A 15436-nucleotide genomic window follows, 5' to 3' on the forward strand; every position below is an offset into this window, starting at 1 on the left:
CTTCAGTTGCACGCGCGTCATGCAAGACGATCTACCGGATCAGCCTCCACTTCGAGGGTGAATCCCGCAGATCGATCACCACCCGATACACGCCCTAAGGCCAGGTGCCCACCCGCACTGGCTCGGGGTGGAGCCTGATGCTGGTGGCTCGCTCGACCTGCCGGACGAGGTCGGCGAGGGCCTGGGCGAAGCCGGTGGCGGTTGCCTTGTCGTGGGCGGTGAGGGTGAGAGTGCGGCGTTCCGAGCATCGGACGCCCTCGGTGATCTCCTGGCCAGGTCGGTAGCCGACGTGTGCGAGGAGCCATCCGGCGCTGGCCCGCAGCTGGCCGTCGCTGTCGGTGTGGACGGGGCAGTCCGCCGCCGACCAGCGGGCGGCCTGGGCGGCGGTGACGAGCGGGTTGAGGAACACGGAGCCGGCTTGGCGTGCGTCGGGGCCGTGGGGGTCGAGGAGGAGGCCGCGGCGGTGCCGGTTGGCGAGGACGGCGGCGGTGACCTCGCTGACCGGCGGCCTGGCTCCGGGCTGGACGCCGAGTTCCTCGGCGAGCGGCTGGTAGGAGATGGGTGCGGCCGGGGAGTGGGTCAGGCGGAAGGTGACGGTGAGGATGGTCCAGCGGCCTGGGTCGTGCTTGAAGCGGCTGTCGCGGTGGCGGAGTCGGCACGCCTGGGCGGGCAGGGTCCGCAGGCGGCCCATGTCCCAGTCCCAGGCGGTCAGGTGGTCCAGGGTGTCGCCGACCTGCCGGCCGTAGGCACCGGCGTTCTGCACCGGGGCGGCACCGACGGTGCCGGGTATGCCGGCCAGGCACTCGATCCCGGACAGGCGTTCTGCGGCAGCCCAGGCGGTGAGGTCGGTGAGCGGGTGGCCGGCCAGCACGGATACCAGGACAGTGTTGTCGTCATGCCGCTTCGCGGTGATGCCCCGGGTGTTCATGACGGCGACGGTGCCCGGGTGCCCGGTGTCGGACGCGATGACGTTGCTGCCGTGGCCCAGGGTGAGGGGGCTGTACTCCTCCCGGCGGCCGACGGTGTGCACCAGCTCCTGCCAGTCGTCGTGGTCGGAGACGTACAGCGGCTCGCCGACCGGGCCGCCGAGCCGCAGGGTGGTGAGGGAAGCGAGCGTGAGGTGGGGCACGGGGCCTCCTACGGTTCGTCGGTGATCGCCTTCAGTGCGATGGCTCGCAGTGGGGCCAGGCGGGTGCGATTGTCCTGGTGGTGGTAGACGGCGTTGGTGCAGATGGCCAGGTAGCGGCCGGTGGCCGGGGCGACGTAGAGGCTCGTGCCGGTGAAGCCGTGGTGGTAGGCGACCCTGCCCTCGTCGGCGAGGATCCAGGCCAGGCCTCGGTCGAGGCCCGGCTCGATCTCGGCCTGCGGCTGCATGCTGTGGGTGAGCCAGCGGCCCATGGGCCCGCCGGTGGCGTGCGAGGTCAGCAGGTGGGTGGCGAAGGTGGCGAGGTCGGCCGGGGTGGTGAACACCCCGGCGTGGCCGGCGACTCCGCCGAGCAGGGCGGCGTTGTCGTCGTGCGGCATCCCCCACAGTCGGGGCCCGCCGGTCAGCCGCTGCTCGGTCGGGGCGACCTGGGCGGAGCGGGGCACCGGTCCGTAGGTCGTGCTGGCCATGCCGAGGTGCTGCCAGAGCTCTGCTGCTAGCTCGTCCAGGCGCTGGCAGCGGTAGTGGGCCAGGGCCAGGCCGAGGAGGATGAAGCCGCGGTTGATGTAGCGGTGACCGGCCCCGGGGTCGGCGATCAGCGGCTCTCCGCAGATCAGGTCGGCCAGCGGTTCGGCGCGGTGCCGGTACTGGTCGAGGCGGGTGTCGGCCCGCAGACCGGAGGTGTGGGCGAGGACCTGGCTGACCGTCACCTGTCCTCCGGGCGCCTCGACCGGGATGCCGGTCAGCAGGTCGCGGAGCTGGGTGTCCAGGGTGAAGCCATCCATGAGAGAGGTTCCGACCAGCAGCCAGGTGGCCAGAACCTTGGTCAGCGACGCCACGTCGTACACCGTGTCCGGCCCCGGCCGGGCATCGCCGCACTCGGGGGCGACGATGCCGGAGGCCAGGTAGCCGGGTTCGGCGTCGAACGTGCCGTGGGCGATGACGCCGCCGGGCACAGTGCCGTCGGCGGTCATCAGGTCCAGGCACTCGCGCAGGTCGACGACTGCGTTCGGGCTCCACGGCACGGTGAGGGTCACGACTGCTCCTGGTTGATCGTCAGGTCGGCACCGAGCGCGGCCAACTTCGGCAGCAGCCTGCCGTATCCGCGCTGCAGGTGGTACATCCCTCGGATCGTAGAGGTGCCCTGGGCGGCCAAGGCGGCGATCACGAGGGCGGTCGCCGCCCGGATGTCCTCGCCGGCCACGTCGGCGGCGGCGAGCGCGGACCGGCCCCGGACGGTGATCACCGAGCCGCTCGCGTTGACGATGGCGCCGAACGAGGCGAGGGCGGGCAGATGGGTGTCGCGCCGGGTGTAGATCCGCTCCTCGATCCGGGAGGCGCCCTCGGCCTGGGTGAGGAAGGCGGTCAGCTGGGGTTGCACGTCGGTCGGGAAGCCGGGGCCGGTGGCCGTTTGCACCGGCCGCGGTCCGGCCGGGACGCTGACAGTGGTCCCGCCGTCCACCGGGTCGAGCCGGATGCCGGCGTCGGCGAACACCGACACCAGGCCGTCCGGGAAGGCAGCGGCGGGGAAGCCGTCCAGGTGCACGGTGCCCTCGGTGATGGCGGCGGCCAGGGCCAGCGTCGCGGCCTCCAGCCGGTCGGGCGGAACGGTGAACACCCCGCCCTGGATGCGGTCGGTGCCGGTGACGTTCAGGGCGTTCCTGCCCCGCCACTCGATGCCGACGCCGGCCTGGGAGAGCAGGGCGGCGGTGTGGGTGACCTCGGGTTCGACGCTGGGGTTGAGGATCGTTGAGGTGCCGGGGGTGCGGGCGGCCAGGAGCATCGCGGTGACCGTCGCCCCGAGGCTCGGGCCCCAGGCACGGGTCTCGGCGTCGGTGACGAACGGCAGCCGCTTGCCGGTGAAGCAGGCCCGTACCCGGCCCCGGTCCACCTCCACCTCGGCCCCGGCAGCTGCCATCGCGGCCAGGTGCCGGTCGATGTACCGCGCACAGAAGGCGTCGCCGCCGGGGACCGGGAAGGTGACCTTCCCGGCGCGGGCCAGCAGAGCACCGGCCATCACGGCGGTGGTGCGGATGCGCCTGCCGAGGTCGTCCGGGACGACGGGGAAGTAGGAGTCGGCCGGGCGGGTGGTGAACTCGGTGCCGACCACGGTGGTGCGCGTGCCGGTGCGGTGCAGGATGTCGGCGACCACGCCGGTGTCGAGGATCTCGGGGGCGCCGACGAGGGTCAGCGGGTCGTCGGCCAGTATCGCGGCGGCGTACAGGTGCAGGGCGATGTTCTTGCTGCCCTGCACGGTGGCCGTGCCGGTCAGGGGTCGGCCGCCGGTGATGTACACGGTGCGTTCGTCGGTCGTCGCGGGGGTGTCGGTGGTTGGCATGGCTACCTTCCCTGGCTTCCGGCGGGGAAGAAGCCCCCGACCTGGGTCTTGGGGTAGAGCAGGGTGTGCGCGCCGATCAGCGTGGCGGGCTGCAGGACCGTGCCCGCGGGGACGATCACGCCGTCACCGACCACGGCGCCGAACTTGGTCTGGCCGGTGGCGATCCGGTGGCCGTCGAGGTGGGCGCACACCTCCTCGGTGGCCGGCTCGGTGACCGGGCCGGAGGTCACCCGCAGGCCGGTGGTGGACACGAACGCGCCGATGTTGACGCCCAGGCCGAGCACGGAGTCGCCGACGAAGCTGGCGTGCTTCATGAAGACCCCGCCGGTCAGCAGCGAGCGGGTGACCTCGGCGCCGAACCCGATCCGGCAGCCGGGGCCGATGACCGTGTTGTCGCGCACGCGGGCGCCGGCCTCGATGACTGCGCCGGGGCAGACCAGGGCGGGGCCGGTGACGAACGCGCCCTCGGCGATGACGGCCCCGGCCGCCACGACCACGTTGCCCCGGACCGTCGCGCCGGGCTCGACGGTTCCGGCGGGCTCCGGGAGTGCGATGCCGAGGCGTCCGGCCAGCAGGTCGACCATGGCCTTCTTGAGGCCGAACACGGTCGGGCAGCAGTTCAGCAGGTGCAGGATCACCGGGTCGGTGACCTGTTCGGTGTCGATGTAGTACGCGGGCGTGGTGCGGTAGTCGATGCGCTCCAGTTCGGTGTCGATCCGGGGCGCGTCGGTCAGCCGGTGCATGGCCGGTTCTCCTCTCGGGCGAGGGAGGGGAAGACGTGCGGGGGGGGTCGTGGTGACGACGACCTCTGGGCCTACGAGACGGGCAGGTCCGGGGTGGTGGCCGCTACCTGGGGGCGGGCCTCGGCATGGTGGTCGACCGCGAGGCCGAGCAGCACGAGCACGGGCAGGTGCAGGGCGGTCCAGGAGGCGGTCAGGAAGGTGCCGAGGCGGTCCCGGTCCGGTGCGGCGTGCCGGGGTCCATTGGAGGGCGTGGCGGTGCTGTGCGTTGGCATGGGAGGGCCTTCGGCAGCAGGGGGAGGGGTGGACGTTCCCCAGTGAACTGCCGGGTGGGATGCCGGATCCGTAGCCGGGCTACGGGCCGTAGTCCGGCTACGGGTCAGATGATCTGCACGCCCGCGCGGGCGGCGAAGTCCCGAACGCCGGGAAGCTTGCGGTCGTGCCGCAGCAGGCCGGTGGCGAGGTCGCGCACAGCGCCCCTGCGGACCTCTTGCGGAGCGGCCTCCTCGGCGGCGAGCAGGGCCCGGTAGCACTGCTCGGGCTTGCCCCACTGGTCGAACGCGCGGGCCACGTCGGTGAAGAAGCGGGCCTGCCGCTCAGCGGTCGGCAGCGCGGCGGGGTCGATGGTGGCAGCCATTTCGATCGCTCGCCCGGCGTCGCCGAGCTCGTAGTGCACCGACAGCTCGTGCAGGGCGACGCCCTGGACGCCGTCCAGCAGGCCGGAGGACCGGCTCGCTGCGGCGGCGCTGTCGGCGGCCTCCCGGATCAGGGCGTGCGCGTAGGAGCGGTCGCCGGACTTCGCGGCGGTGTAGGCGGCGGTGGCGTACAGGTCTCCGCGGGTGGCCAGCCGGGCGGTCTCGGGGACGGAAGCATCGGCGAGGAGGTCTTCGGCGGCGACCACCACGATGTCGGTGGCGCGAGCCAGGCTGCCCTGGCGACGCCAGGAACTGGAGACCATGCGCTGGGCCTCCGCGGTGATCAGCGGGTCTCCACCCAGCCGGGCGGCGGTCAGCGCGCGGTCTGCGGTGATGGCCACCAGGTTGTTGGTACCGACTTTGATGCACAGCCGCACGGCGATGTTGTAGAGCCGGGCGACGTTGCGGGCCCGCTCCTCCGCCGAACCGACCATTTCGGCGGCGGCGATCCGGCTTGGCAAGGCGCGAGCCAGGGCGTCGTACTGGGCCGCCTTGAACTCCCGACGTGACGTCACCAGCGAAGTGGCAACCGTCTCCTGGGACGGCTCGCGGCGGGGAGACGGAATCCGGTTGGCCCCGTAAAGCAGGAGGTCTTCCAGGCCAGCTAGCGGCGCCGCCGCCTCCGCGTGTGCGGCCTGCTGAGCAGCGGCTGGGGCTAACAGGGCGGCAGCCGCCAGGGTCAGGAACGGGCGGCGTCGCACATCGTCCTCCTCGGCAGCGGAAGTGCTCGTCAGCGTAGCGGAGGCGACCTTCCTAGGGCGCGATCTCGCTCGCTCGGAGGCCGGCTGCGGTAACGCGATCAGCGTGCCCAGCTCCACGCCGAGCGCATCGGCCAGCCGCTGGAGCAGCGTCAGATCCTTGACCTGCTGCATGTCCCGCTCGACCAGGGACATCCAGTCCTCGCTGCGGCCGACTTCGCTGGCCAGCCGGATCTGCGTCCACCCCAGGGTCGACCGCCGGAGCGAGACGAATGCCCCGAACGTCCTGCTGTTGTCCCCCACCGCCGACCCCCGCGGCTCGTGTCCAGTCAGCTACAGGCCGCTACCGTACCGAGCTTTGTGGCACAGCACAGCCGATGTGCCTCGAAGCCAGCGTTCTGCGTGTTCGGCAGAGTAGGAGTGTCCCGATCGCCACGCGGCACTTCGGGTCTCCGGGAGCCGGGAGGGTGGCTTCCTGGCGGGGTCGGTCAGCCGGAGGCGGGGGTGGTGGTCGCGGTCTCGGCTGCGATGAGGCGGGTGGCGAGAGCCTGTGCCTCGGGGGTGAGTCCGGCGAGGACCTCGGCGGTGTAGGGGCTGTCGGGGTGGCGGGCGAGGTTGAGAGGGGTGGCCCAGGCGTCGGCGATGGTCGTCAGGTGCTGCTGGTCGCGGGCGATGGCGGCCTGGCGCTGGGTGAGGTAGTGCTCGGCGCGCTGGTGGGCTTGGTGCCAGGTGATCTCTGCGCGGTCGGCGAGCTCGGCGAGGGATTCGCCAGGATCGTGGTCGGCCGCGCGGAGCGCGTCGACCTCGCGGACGGCGGCGCGCAGGCGCTGTTCCGCCTCTCGCTGGTTGAGGGCGGCGGTGGCTTCGTCGAGGGTGAGGTGGCCTTCGGTGACCTGGACGGCGAGGTCGGGGGCGTGCTGGAGGAGGCGGTCGTGCTTGGCCTGCCGGGCGGTGGCCTCAGTCTGGCGCCGGCGCATCTCGTCGTGGGCGGCGTCGAGCCGGAGACCGCCGGTGCGGACGCGTTCGGCGAGGTCGGGGGCGTGCTTGAGGACGGTGTTGGCGAGGGAGAGGCGGGTGCGGCTGAAGCTGTGGAGCTTGGCGTGGGTGCGCAGGGAGTGTCCCGAAGCTGAAAGCACCATGGCGTGGATGATGGCGCGCTGGCCTTCGGTGAGGTTGCGGCGGTGGAGGTTGCACGCCGTGATGAACGCCATCTGGTCGGTGCCGGCGTAGGTGGTGAAGGTTGGTTCGACGCCGGCGATCTCGCAGGCGGCGAGGCGGTTGCGGCCGTCGAGGAGGACGCCGTCGGGGTCGAGCGTGATCGGCATGCCCAGGCCGGACTCCCTGATGGATTCGGCGAGGTCGTGCATCTCGTGCTCGGGGAGCATCGGGAAGGTGGCGGCGTACGGGTGGATCTTCAGAGGGGGCTCCGTGGTCGAGGGGGGCCGGGGCACCGGGTCGGTGCCCCGGCGGGTGCTGGCGCTGGGGTCAGCGGCGGCGGGTGGGGTCGTTGGCGGCCCTGGTACCGGCCGGAACGGCGGGCGCCGTGGGCGGGGGTGTGGTGGCGGGAAGGCCTGCGGTGCGGGTGCGTGCGACGCGGGCGCGCTGGTCGAGGCGGTCGGCGGTGGCGTTGCGCAGGCGCCACAGGAGGACTTCGGCGGGGCGGTCCGCGGTGGTCAGTTCCCGCTGCCCGGCTGCTTCGGTAAGGGCGTGGTGGGGCGGCTGGCCGGAGGTCTCGGCCTGCGCGAGGGCGGTCGCGAGGGCGGGCCAGGCGGGGTCGGCGAGGATGCGCTGGGCGTGGCCAGGGACGGCGGCGTGGACGTGGGCGGCCAGGCGGTCGGTGGTGGCGGTGGTGGGGGTGCGGCGGGCGAGGTCGGCGAGGATGGGTTCGGCGGTGTGCTGGTAGGCGGTCCGCAGGTGGACGAGGGTCTGCTGGGCGGCGGCGGCCTGCTGCTGGTGGCCCCGGGCCTGGTGCCAGTGGGCGATGGCGATCAGGACGAACACGGCGGTGGACAGCAGGGCGGCGGCTGCCTCGCCGTCCTTCCCCGAGCTGGCGGTGTAAAGGAGTTCCTTCGCCGCCGAGCGCAGGGCTGCGGCCGGCTGGTGTTCGGCGCGGATCCTGGAGCGGGTGGCGCGGTTGAACGCGGTCGCGGCGGCTCGCAGTTCGGCGCGGGCGGGGGTGGGTGCGGTGAGCGACGCGGTGTGTAGGAGTTCACCGAACGCGGCGGCCTGGGCCTGCACCGCGCCCTCCGACACGAGCGCGTCCGGCTCACCGTCGTCGTCCTCGTCGGCGCGGTGCCGGTCGGGGAAGGCGAAGCGGACGGTCTCGCGCAGGGCCGTGTCGGCCTGCCGCCACCGGTCGGGCTCGACTGCGGCCCGCTCGGGAGCGGTGGGCTGCTGGTGGGTGAAGCGTTCCCGCAGGCGGTTGATCGAGAGGTCGGGGGCGAGCTTCGAGCCGCCGAAGTACACCGGCTCGCCGTTCGCGTTGGTGTCGCCGGGGCGGGCGAGACTGTAACCGAGGACGTCACCGCTCTCGGGTCCGATGCGATAGCGGACCTGGATGCCGAGCGCGGTGAGGGTGGAGAAGTACTCCTGTTCGTCGCGCACCGCCGCGGCGACGGCCTGGGCCTGTTCCTGCAGCCACTCCTTCGCGGTGAGCGGGTGTCCGGCGCGCTGGGCCTTGGCCTGCTCGGCGCTGGTGGGCATCGGTGCTGCGGTGCCGTCGCCCGGGTTGAGGCGGCGCAGGCCGAGTTCCTTCTCGATCTCGCGGCACTCGGCCTGGGCGCGCCGGCCGTCGCCCTTGTTGCGCGGGCGGCGGCCGTCCTCGCGGACGCTGGTGGCCATGATGTGGATGTGATCGTCGGCGTGCCGCACGGCGATCCACCGGCAGCCGTTGTCGTCCCCGTCGGGGGCGATGCCGGTGGCGTGGACGATCCGGCGGGCGACCTCGGCCCACTCCGCGTCGGTGAGGTACCGGTCGCCGGGCGCGGTGCGGACGGGGCAGTGCCACACGTGCTGCGGCACGCTCTTGCCCGTGCGCGTCTCGCGGGCGCGCACGGGCTGGTCGAGGTAGTCGGCCAGCTCGTCGAGGAGCTGGTGGTGCTGGTCGAGGGGGGCCCGTCCGGGGTCGGGAAGTCCGGGCATGGCGAACGCGGCGACGATGTGCGGGTCGGTGTGTTCGTCGCGCCGGCCGGGACCGAAGAGGTAGGAGAGCAGGCCGCGGGTGCGCGACCCGGTGGAGACGTCAGGCACCACGGCGGCCTCCCGGAAGCACACGCTCGACGGCCAGGCGGGAGGCTGCCGCGAGCGCGTGGAGTTCGTCCAGGACCTCCATCACCCGGTCGCCGACCGGAGTGCTGTAGCCCTGCCGGGTGATCTGGTTGAGGTTGCCGCCCACCCGGCCGATCTCCCGCTGGTGCGTGCCGAGCACCGCCGTCAGGCGGGTGACCGCTTCCCGGTCGGGCAACGGGACGAAGCCGTCGGGGTGGCCGGTCCTCACCACCTCCAGGGCGACGCTCATTCCGGAGTCCGCCAGGAACGCGGAGCGCGAGCGCTCGAGCTTGGCGGCGGCGAGGTCGATGACGTCCCTCTCGGCCGGTTCCACGGAGCAGGTCAGCTGCTTGGTGCGGACGGTTCCGGAACGCGGCCGGTACATCCGGGCGGCGATGCCGGCGATGCGCTCGTCCTCCGGAAGCGGAGGCCGGTCGAGTTCCGGAACGCCAAGGTGGAGGAACTCGGCGCTGGTCACGGTCGGCGCTTCACGCTCGCTGCGGACGGCGGCGTCGACGGGCTCGGCGGCGTCGCTCGGCACTCGCGCGGTGTCGGCCCCGCGAGTCTGGTCCTGGTCGTGGCCGCCCTCGGTCACGACCTCCTGGTCCGGCGCGCCCTCGCGCCGGTCCTGCCCCGCCACCCCTGGGGCGGGGTCAAGCGCAAAGTCCGCGTCGCCAACGGCGATGTGGACTTTGCCCCAGCTTGCTCCGTCGTCGTGGGAGCCCGAGGTGGCACGGCTCAGTGCTCGTGTGGCGCGGGCGAAGAGACCTCCGCGGCGGGGCTCGTCGCCGCCAGTCGCCGGCACCGTCGTGTGCTTCGGGGCAGGCGTGGTGGCGGGGGTCGTGCGGTGCTGGGTGTCGGTCATGGGGGCCTCGGATTTACTTTCGGGACAGGCGGGGCGGGCCGGCCGTGTGCGGGAAGGGACGGGGGCGATGCTCCGGACGGAAGCCGGTTCGGTGGTGCCGGACATCCGGTGTAGGAGCCGGTCCGGTCCGGCCCTCCGGTGTGCCAGTGGCCGGGTCCGGGTGTTCCGGAACGGGTGGCGGATGCCGAAGGAGGGTGGCTCGCCCGTTCCGGCAAGGCGTGACCGGATCGGGGGAGCCGTGCTCGCGAGGGCGGGTCAGGCTGCCGACAGCTCGGCTTCCTGGACGTCGGCTTCTTCGGCCGAGGCTTCCGGGGCGTCGGGCTGCTCGTTCTTGAAGCGCTGGACCAGCACGCTGATGCGTTCGTTCGAGGCCGGCAGGCCGGCCTCGCGCAGGGCGTTCCTGATCACGGTGTGGGTCGGGCCGTGTTGCTCGACGGCCGGGCGGGCGGTGGCGGCCAGCTCGTCCAGGCTCGCGGCGGGCTTGCGGCCGGTCCGCTTGCCGCCCACGACCGGCTCCCGCTCGCCGTGCGGGTCCTCGCTGGCAGGGCCGGTGGTTGGCTCCTTGGCGGGGTGGTCGTCGGGCTCGACGGCGATGGCCTCTGCCGGTTCGGGTTCGGGTTCGTGGGCCGGTGCTGCCGGGGGCTGCGGGGCGGCACTCGGCGCCGTGGGGGTGGGGAACGGTTCGCCGGCGGGGGGCTGTGGATCGGCCTGTTGCAGGGCGGTGGTGGTGCCTGGTGGGGCGTGGAGGAGGTGGAGGAGGTCGGGGCCGACGGCTCCCCAGCCGAGGAGGAGTGCGGGTGCGACGGTGTCGAGGACGGCGCGTCCGTAGTGCCCGGCGAGGATGGGTTCGGCGGTGTTGAGGGCGAGGGTGAGCAGGCCGCACAGGTGCATCAGGCGGGTGGCGGGGCGGAGCTGGTCGGGGTTGGTGCCGGTGGTGGTGAGGTGGTGGAGGGCGACCAGGAGGCCGACGACGGACAGGTCGACCATGGGGGCGATCAGCGGGGCGACGGGGTGGGGGACGCCGAGGCGTAGGGCGAGGGCCCAGACGTTGCCGAAGGAGAAGGTGAAGGCGAGGGCGGCGATGACCGCCATGACAAGGGTGATCATGGCGCGGGCGAAGGCGCCGTAGCGGGTCGGCTGGGCAGCGGGCATGGAGGGGTGCCGGTCCTTCGGGGGGGGGCTGGTGCGGATCTGCCGTCTTTGCCGTCTTGCCGTCTTGGCGGGGGTCTGCAGGCCCGCGTCGGCGCTCAGGGGTGGACCTGGCGGCGGGCGGCGTTCAGTTTCGGGACACTGCGCCCGTCCGTCTCGGCGGCAGGTGCTGTGAGCTGCGGCTTTACGGCAGGGACGGCTGGGACGGCACAAGACGGATGTGTTTGCCGTCCCGCCGTGGGCCCGCCGCGCGCTTCGTGGCCGGAGCGGCGGCGGGCCGGTGGGCGGGGCGCCCGGTGTCGTGCCGGTGCCGTCTTGGTACGGACGCTCTTCCGTCTTGCGGTGGCGTTCCGTCTTGGCGGCAGGTGCTGTGACCTGCGGTGTTACGGCTGGGACGGCAGGGACGGCATTTCGGGGATGGCGGTCAGCCTCTGCCCGGCGCGCCCGTGGCCGGGCCGGTGGCGGCGGTGACGGGGTGGACGGCGGGGCAGTAGCGGCGCCAGGCGTCGAGGAACTTGTGGCGCAGGTAGCCCTTGCGCTGGGTTCCGTCGGGCATGCGGACGTTGCCGGAGGAGATTCCGAACTCGCGGAGCATCGCGCCGAGGCCGCGCGGGGTCAGCCCGCCGCGACCGGCTTCGGCCCAGGGGGCCTCGGGGTCGCCGTTGAGGGTGAACAGCAGCTGGTCGGTGGCGATGCTGTCCGGCTCGCCGACGCTGTGGAAGATCCGGCGGATGTCGGCGAGGAGCCGGGCTCCGCCGGGGTTGTCCGCCTCGGTCTGCACCTCGGCGGCGACCATGCGCCTGCACGCCTCGCGGGCCAGGCGGGGCCAGGGGCCTCCGGCGAGGTCGGCGATGATCACCAGGGGCTCCCAGGTGTCGGCGGCGCGGTCCTCCACCGGCATGCTCGGCTCCAGGTGCAGGGCCCGGTCGGCGAGCGGGGCGGTCCAGCGGGCGACCTTGTCCCGGATGGCGTGCAGCGTGGGGCTGTCACGCTTGGTGCGGTAGGGGGAGACGCTCTCGCCCTCGGCCCGGCGGCGCATCCGGATCACGATGGAGCGGTCCATGATCGTGTCGGGGAGGTCGCCGATGCCGGCGATGGCCGCCATGGCGAAGGTGTGGAACTTGCGCGGGGTGTGGTCGTTGCCGACCACGCGCAGGACGTAGCGGTCGCGCTGGTGTCCGGCGTTCAGCAGGCCGCGCATCTCCTCGTTCTTCTCCGCCATCTTCGGGCTGCCGAAGATCGTGTCGGCCTCGTCGACGAGCAGGGTGGGCGGCTCCTCGGTGATCGAGCGGAACACGGCGGCCGGGGTGGAGTTCACCGTCAGGACCGGCTGGTGGACGGTCTCGGTGAGCACGTCGAGCAGCCGGGACTTACCGCAGCGCTTGGCCGGACCGACGACCGCGAGGCGCGGGGCGTGCTGCCACGAACCCTGCAGGTGGGTCGCCGCCACCCACAGCGTGGCGGCGACCAGGGCCTCCTCGGAGGGCAGGATCACGAAGGTGGCGATCAGCGCCTTCAACTGCGCGAGCGCCTCGGCGCCGTCGGTCGCCTCGGCGTCCGGCATCAGGTCGATACCGTCCGGGGCGGGCAGGGCAGGCGCCGCCTCCCCGCCGTCCTGTCCGCAGCCTGTGGACGCGACGACGGTCTGCGGGCCGGGGGCGTAGGTGCCGGGCTCGCCCGGCCTGGCGACCGGCGGCCAGCCGGCGGCGGGGACTGTGGTGGCGGGGCGGGAGGAAGTACCCTCGGTCATGGAGATCCTCACTCGGCGGATCCGGGGGGCTACCCGGTCCGCCGTAGGTCGACTGTCCTGGGATGGGCGGTGGCGAGGTTTTCGATCAGCCCCCGGCGTTCGTAGCGCCGGGGGTTTCGCGTTTTCTTTCGGGACACTCGGGCCGCCTCCCGGCCCTGGTCAAGCTCCTCTCGGTTGGGATCTTCATGCTGACAACGACACTGTAGGCATACCTCCTGGCCCCAGGTCAAGCGATCTGGGCATTTTTCTATCAACCTCTTCCGGCATGTTTGCTGGCAGGGCGAGAGTGTGAAGGTTTGGTGTGCATTCGCTCAACCGCTTGTGGGTTGGCATGTCAATGCTGTTACAGTCTGATCATCGTCCCGCACTCCGACCGCAAGCGAAGGGAGGTTGATATGGTCAACCCCATGGTGCATCGCTTTATCGCCCTGGAGGGCGAGGCCCTGGTGGCCCACAACCTGAAGGTCCTCCGCAAGGCGGCCCGCCTCTCCCAGGAGGACGTGGCCGAGCGGATGACCCGTCTCGGCTTCAAGTTCCACCAGACGCAGGTCGCCAAGATCGAGAACGGCACCCGCCCGGTCCGCTTCGACGAGGTGATCGGCCTGGCCAAGGCGCTCAGCGTCCCGGCGGCCAACTTCATGACCGAGGCCGTGGCCGGCCCCGACGAACCGGACTACGAACTGCAGGAGGCCGGCTACCGGGTCCAGAAGGCCGAGCAGGAGTGGAGAACCGCCCACGACCTGGAGCAGGCGGCCAAGGCCCGGCTGGAGGAAGCCGAGCGCGAGTACAGCGAGATCGCCGAACGCCTGGCCGCCCAAGGCATCGACGTCGGCCCCGACGACTCCGCGCCCGCCTGGTACCCGGCTCCCAACTCGCCGTTCGACCCCCTGCGCAAGGACCCGTCCGCCGACCGGTGACCCTGCCGCTCGCGTTCGCGGCGGCCGACACCCACGCAGGTCATCGTCCCCGGAGAAGGGCTCGGGACCTAAAACGGACGGTCGCGTCCAGGCCCTCCAAGATCGTTATTGGTCGCGAGCCCGGACCCTCGTAGCCTGCCCTGCCCGTCCTCATCCGACCCTCTGCCGCCCGATCCCCCGGCGCTACGAACGCCGAGGGCCCACCCGCGGCTCCACCCCACCACCGCCCATCCCAACAGTCGCCACGGCGGCGCGTAGCCCCGCGCCGCCGGGAGGAACGCCCATGCCTGAAACGCGCCTGTCCCTCGCCCGCCTCGCCAGCGCACTCGAACTCACCGAGCAGCAGCTTCTCGGCCTCGTCGCTTCCTGCGCCGGGGACGTGCCCGACCCGACGCTCGTTGCCCTCACCGTCGAGGAGGCCGCCCGCCGACTCGGCGTCGGCCGGACCACGATGTACGCCCTCGTCGCCTCCGGCGAAGTCCCCTCCGTGACGATCGGCCGTCTCCGCCGAGTGCCTGCCGAGGCGCTCAGCGAGTACGTGGCCGCACGTACGCAGTCCGCCGCCTCGACCGTCGCTCTCGCGGCCTGAGGGGGATCGAGTGGCGAACACCCGTAAGCCCAACGGCGACTCCTCGATATACGAGGGCAGCGACGGTCGCTGGCACGGCCGCGTCACCGTCGGCGTCAAGGACGACGGCACCCCCGACCGCCGCCACGTCAGCGCCAAGACCCGCGCCGAGGTCACGGCCAAGGTCCGCAAGTTGGAGAAGCTGCGCGACGACGGCACCGTGCCCAAGGCCGGCCAGAAATGGACCGTCGGCAAGTGGCTGACCCACTGGATCAAGGAAATCGTCCCCGGCACCGTCGGCGAGAACACCTACGCCGGATACGAGGTGGCCGTCCGCGTGCACCTCGTCCCCGGTCTCGGCGCGCACCGCCTGGAGAAGCTGGAGCCCGAACACCTGGAGCGCTTCTACCGGAAGATGCAGGCCGCCGGAAGTGCGGCCGGCACCGCCCACCAGGCCCACCGCACCATCCGTGTCGCGCTCGGCGAGGCGGTCAGGCGCGACCACCTCACCCGCAACGTGGCCACGATCGCCAAGGCCCCGAAGCTCGAAGAGGAGGAGGTCGAGCCGTTCGAGATCGAGGAGGTCCAGGCGCTCCTGGAGACGGCGCGCAAGCGGCGCAACTCCGCCCGCTGGGTCTTCGCGCTCGCACTCGGCCTGCGCCAGGGCGAGGTGCTCGGACTGCAGTGGAAGGACGTCGACTTCGATCGAGGCGTCGCCTGGGTCAGGCGCGGCCGGCTGCGGCCCAAGTACCAGCACGGCTGCGGCAACCGCTGCGGGCGCAAGCCCGGCTTCTGCCCGCAGAAGGAGCCGATCCGACGCGAGACCAAGGACACCAAGTCCCGCGCCGGGCGCCGGGCGGTCCCGCTGCCCGAGCAGGCCGTCGTGATCCTTCGCCAGCACAAGGAGGAGCAGGACCGGGAACGGGCCCTCGCACGGGACCTCTGGACGAACAAGGGCTACGTCTTCACCTCGGAGACCGGCGCGCCGCTCAACCCCAGCACCGACTACCACCACTGGAAGCGGCTCCTGCGCGAGGCCGGCATCCGCGACGGCCGCCTCCACGACGCCCGCCACACCGCCTCGACCGTCCTTCTCCTGCTCGGCGTGCCGGAGCGGATCGTCATGGCGATCATGGGCTGGTCCTCGACCTCGATGGCCCAGCGCTACCAGCACGTCACCGAGCCGATGCTGAACGACGTCGGGCGGAAGATCGGTGGCTTGCTCTGGCGCGGATCTGCGGTGGAAACCGCAGAGTGACGATCCAGGGGTAGCTCACAAGCGAGTGAGCCGGTAGATCCTCTATG

General features: G+C 72.4%; 14 protein-coding genes. 3 read left to right on the top strand and 11 right to left on the bottom strand.

Annotation, left to right across the window (positions count from 1 at the left end; all coding sequences use genetic code 11):
* Positions 1-94: 94 nt before the first annotated feature.
* The 11 genes from ACFWOG_RS16565 to ACFWOG_RS16615 all read right to left on the bottom strand — a co-directional run bounded on the left by ACFWOG_RS16565 (position 95) and on the right by ACFWOG_RS16615 (position 12646).
* Positions 95-1129 (bottom strand): UDP-N-acetylmuramate dehydrogenase, encoded by a 1035-nt coding sequence (locus tag ACFWOG_RS16565; RefSeq protein ID WP_380358977.1) that lies wholly within the window; start codon positions 1127-1129, stop codon positions 95-97.
* 8 nt (positions 1130-1137) lie between these two features.
* Complete coding sequence (locus tag ACFWOG_RS16570; protein ID WP_380358980.1) at positions 1138-2181, bottom strand: serine hydrolase domain-containing protein; 1044 nt, start codon at positions 2179-2181, stop codon at positions 1138-1140.
* Positions 2178-3482, bottom strand: coding sequence for a UDP-N-acetylglucosamine 1-carboxyvinyltransferase (locus ACFWOG_RS16575; protein WP_380358982.1), 1305 nt, complete (start codon positions 3480-3482; stop codon positions 2178-2180). Before ACFWOG_RS16575 ends, ACFWOG_RS16570 begins: the two co-directional genes overlap by 4 nt.
* 2 nt (positions 3483-3484) lie before the next feature.
* The gene (locus ACFWOG_RS16580; RefSeq protein ID WP_380358985.1) at positions 3485-4225 is read right to left on the bottom strand and encodes a hypothetical protein; all 741 of its coding nucleotides are present in this window, start codon (positions 4223-4225) and stop codon (positions 3485-3487) included.
* 71 nt (positions 4226-4296) lie between these two features.
* Positions 4297-4497: a hypothetical protein gene (locus ACFWOG_RS16585; RefSeq protein ID WP_380358988.1), complete on the bottom strand. Its 201-nt coding sequence runs from the start codon at positions 4495-4497 to the stop codon at positions 4297-4299.
* A 104-nt stretch (positions 4498-4601) separates the two neighbouring features.
* Entirely contained in the window at positions 4602-5918 is a 1317-nt protein-coding gene (locus ACFWOG_RS16590; protein ID WP_380358991.1) for a helix-turn-helix domain-containing protein, read from the bottom strand.
* Between the two features lie 185 nt (positions 5919-6103).
* A complete protein-coding gene (locus ACFWOG_RS16595; protein ID WP_380358994.1) occupies positions 6104-7066 on the bottom strand; it encodes a ParB/RepB/Spo0J family partition protein in 963 nt (320 codons plus the stop codon).
* A gap of 34 nt (positions 7067-7100) precedes the next feature.
* Positions 7101-8867 (bottom strand): relaxase/mobilization nuclease domain-containing protein, encoded by a 1767-nt coding sequence (locus tag ACFWOG_RS16600; RefSeq protein WP_380358996.1) that lies wholly within the window; start codon positions 8865-8867, stop codon positions 7101-7103.
* Positions 8857-9522, bottom strand: coding sequence for a hypothetical protein (locus tag ACFWOG_RS16605; RefSeq protein WP_380358999.1), 666 nt, complete (start codon positions 9520-9522; stop codon positions 8857-8859). The genes ACFWOG_RS16600 and ACFWOG_RS16605 overlap by 11 nt, the downstream gene beginning before the upstream one ends.
* Before the next feature lie 480 nt (positions 9523-10002).
* The gene (locus tag ACFWOG_RS16610; RefSeq protein WP_380359002.1) at positions 10003-10899 is read right to left on the bottom strand and encodes a DUF2637 domain-containing protein; all 897 of its coding nucleotides are present in this window, start codon (positions 10897-10899) and stop codon (positions 10003-10005) included.
* A gap of 421 nt (positions 10900-11320) precedes the next feature.
* On the bottom strand, positions 11321-12646 hold the full coding sequence (locus ACFWOG_RS16615; protein WP_380359005.1) for a DUF3631 domain-containing protein: 1326 nt from the start codon (positions 12644-12646) through the stop codon (positions 11321-11323).
* A 407-nt stretch (positions 12647-13053) separates the two neighbouring features.
* On the opposite strand from ACFWOG_RS16615, the gene ACFWOG_RS16620 reads away from it, so the two are divergent.
* From ACFWOG_RS16620 to ACFWOG_RS16630, 3 genes are all read left to right on the top strand, one after another.
* Positions 13054-13563: a helix-turn-helix domain-containing protein gene (locus ACFWOG_RS16620; protein ID WP_380359007.1), complete on the top strand. Its 510-nt coding sequence runs from the start codon at positions 13054-13056 to the stop codon at positions 13561-13563.
* Positions 13564-13846: 283 nt separating this feature from the next.
* The gene (locus ACFWOG_RS16625) at positions 13847-14152 is read left to right on the top strand and encodes a helix-turn-helix domain-containing protein (RefSeq protein ID WP_380359009.1); all 306 of its coding nucleotides are present in this window, start codon (positions 13847-13849) and stop codon (positions 14150-14152) included.
* Positions 14153-14162: 10 nt separating this feature from the next.
* Positions 14163-15389 (top strand): tyrosine-type recombinase/integrase, encoded by a 1227-nt coding sequence (locus tag ACFWOG_RS16630; RefSeq protein ID WP_380359012.1) that lies wholly within the window; start codon positions 14163-14165, stop codon positions 15387-15389.
* The last annotated feature ends 47 nt before the right edge of the window (positions 15390-15436 follow it).

Origin of the sequence: Kitasatospora sp. NPDC058406 (assembly GCF_042722765.1) — a bacterium.
Taxonomy (GTDB): domain Bacteria; phylum Actinomycetota; class Actinomycetes; order Streptomycetales; family Streptomycetaceae; genus Kitasatospora.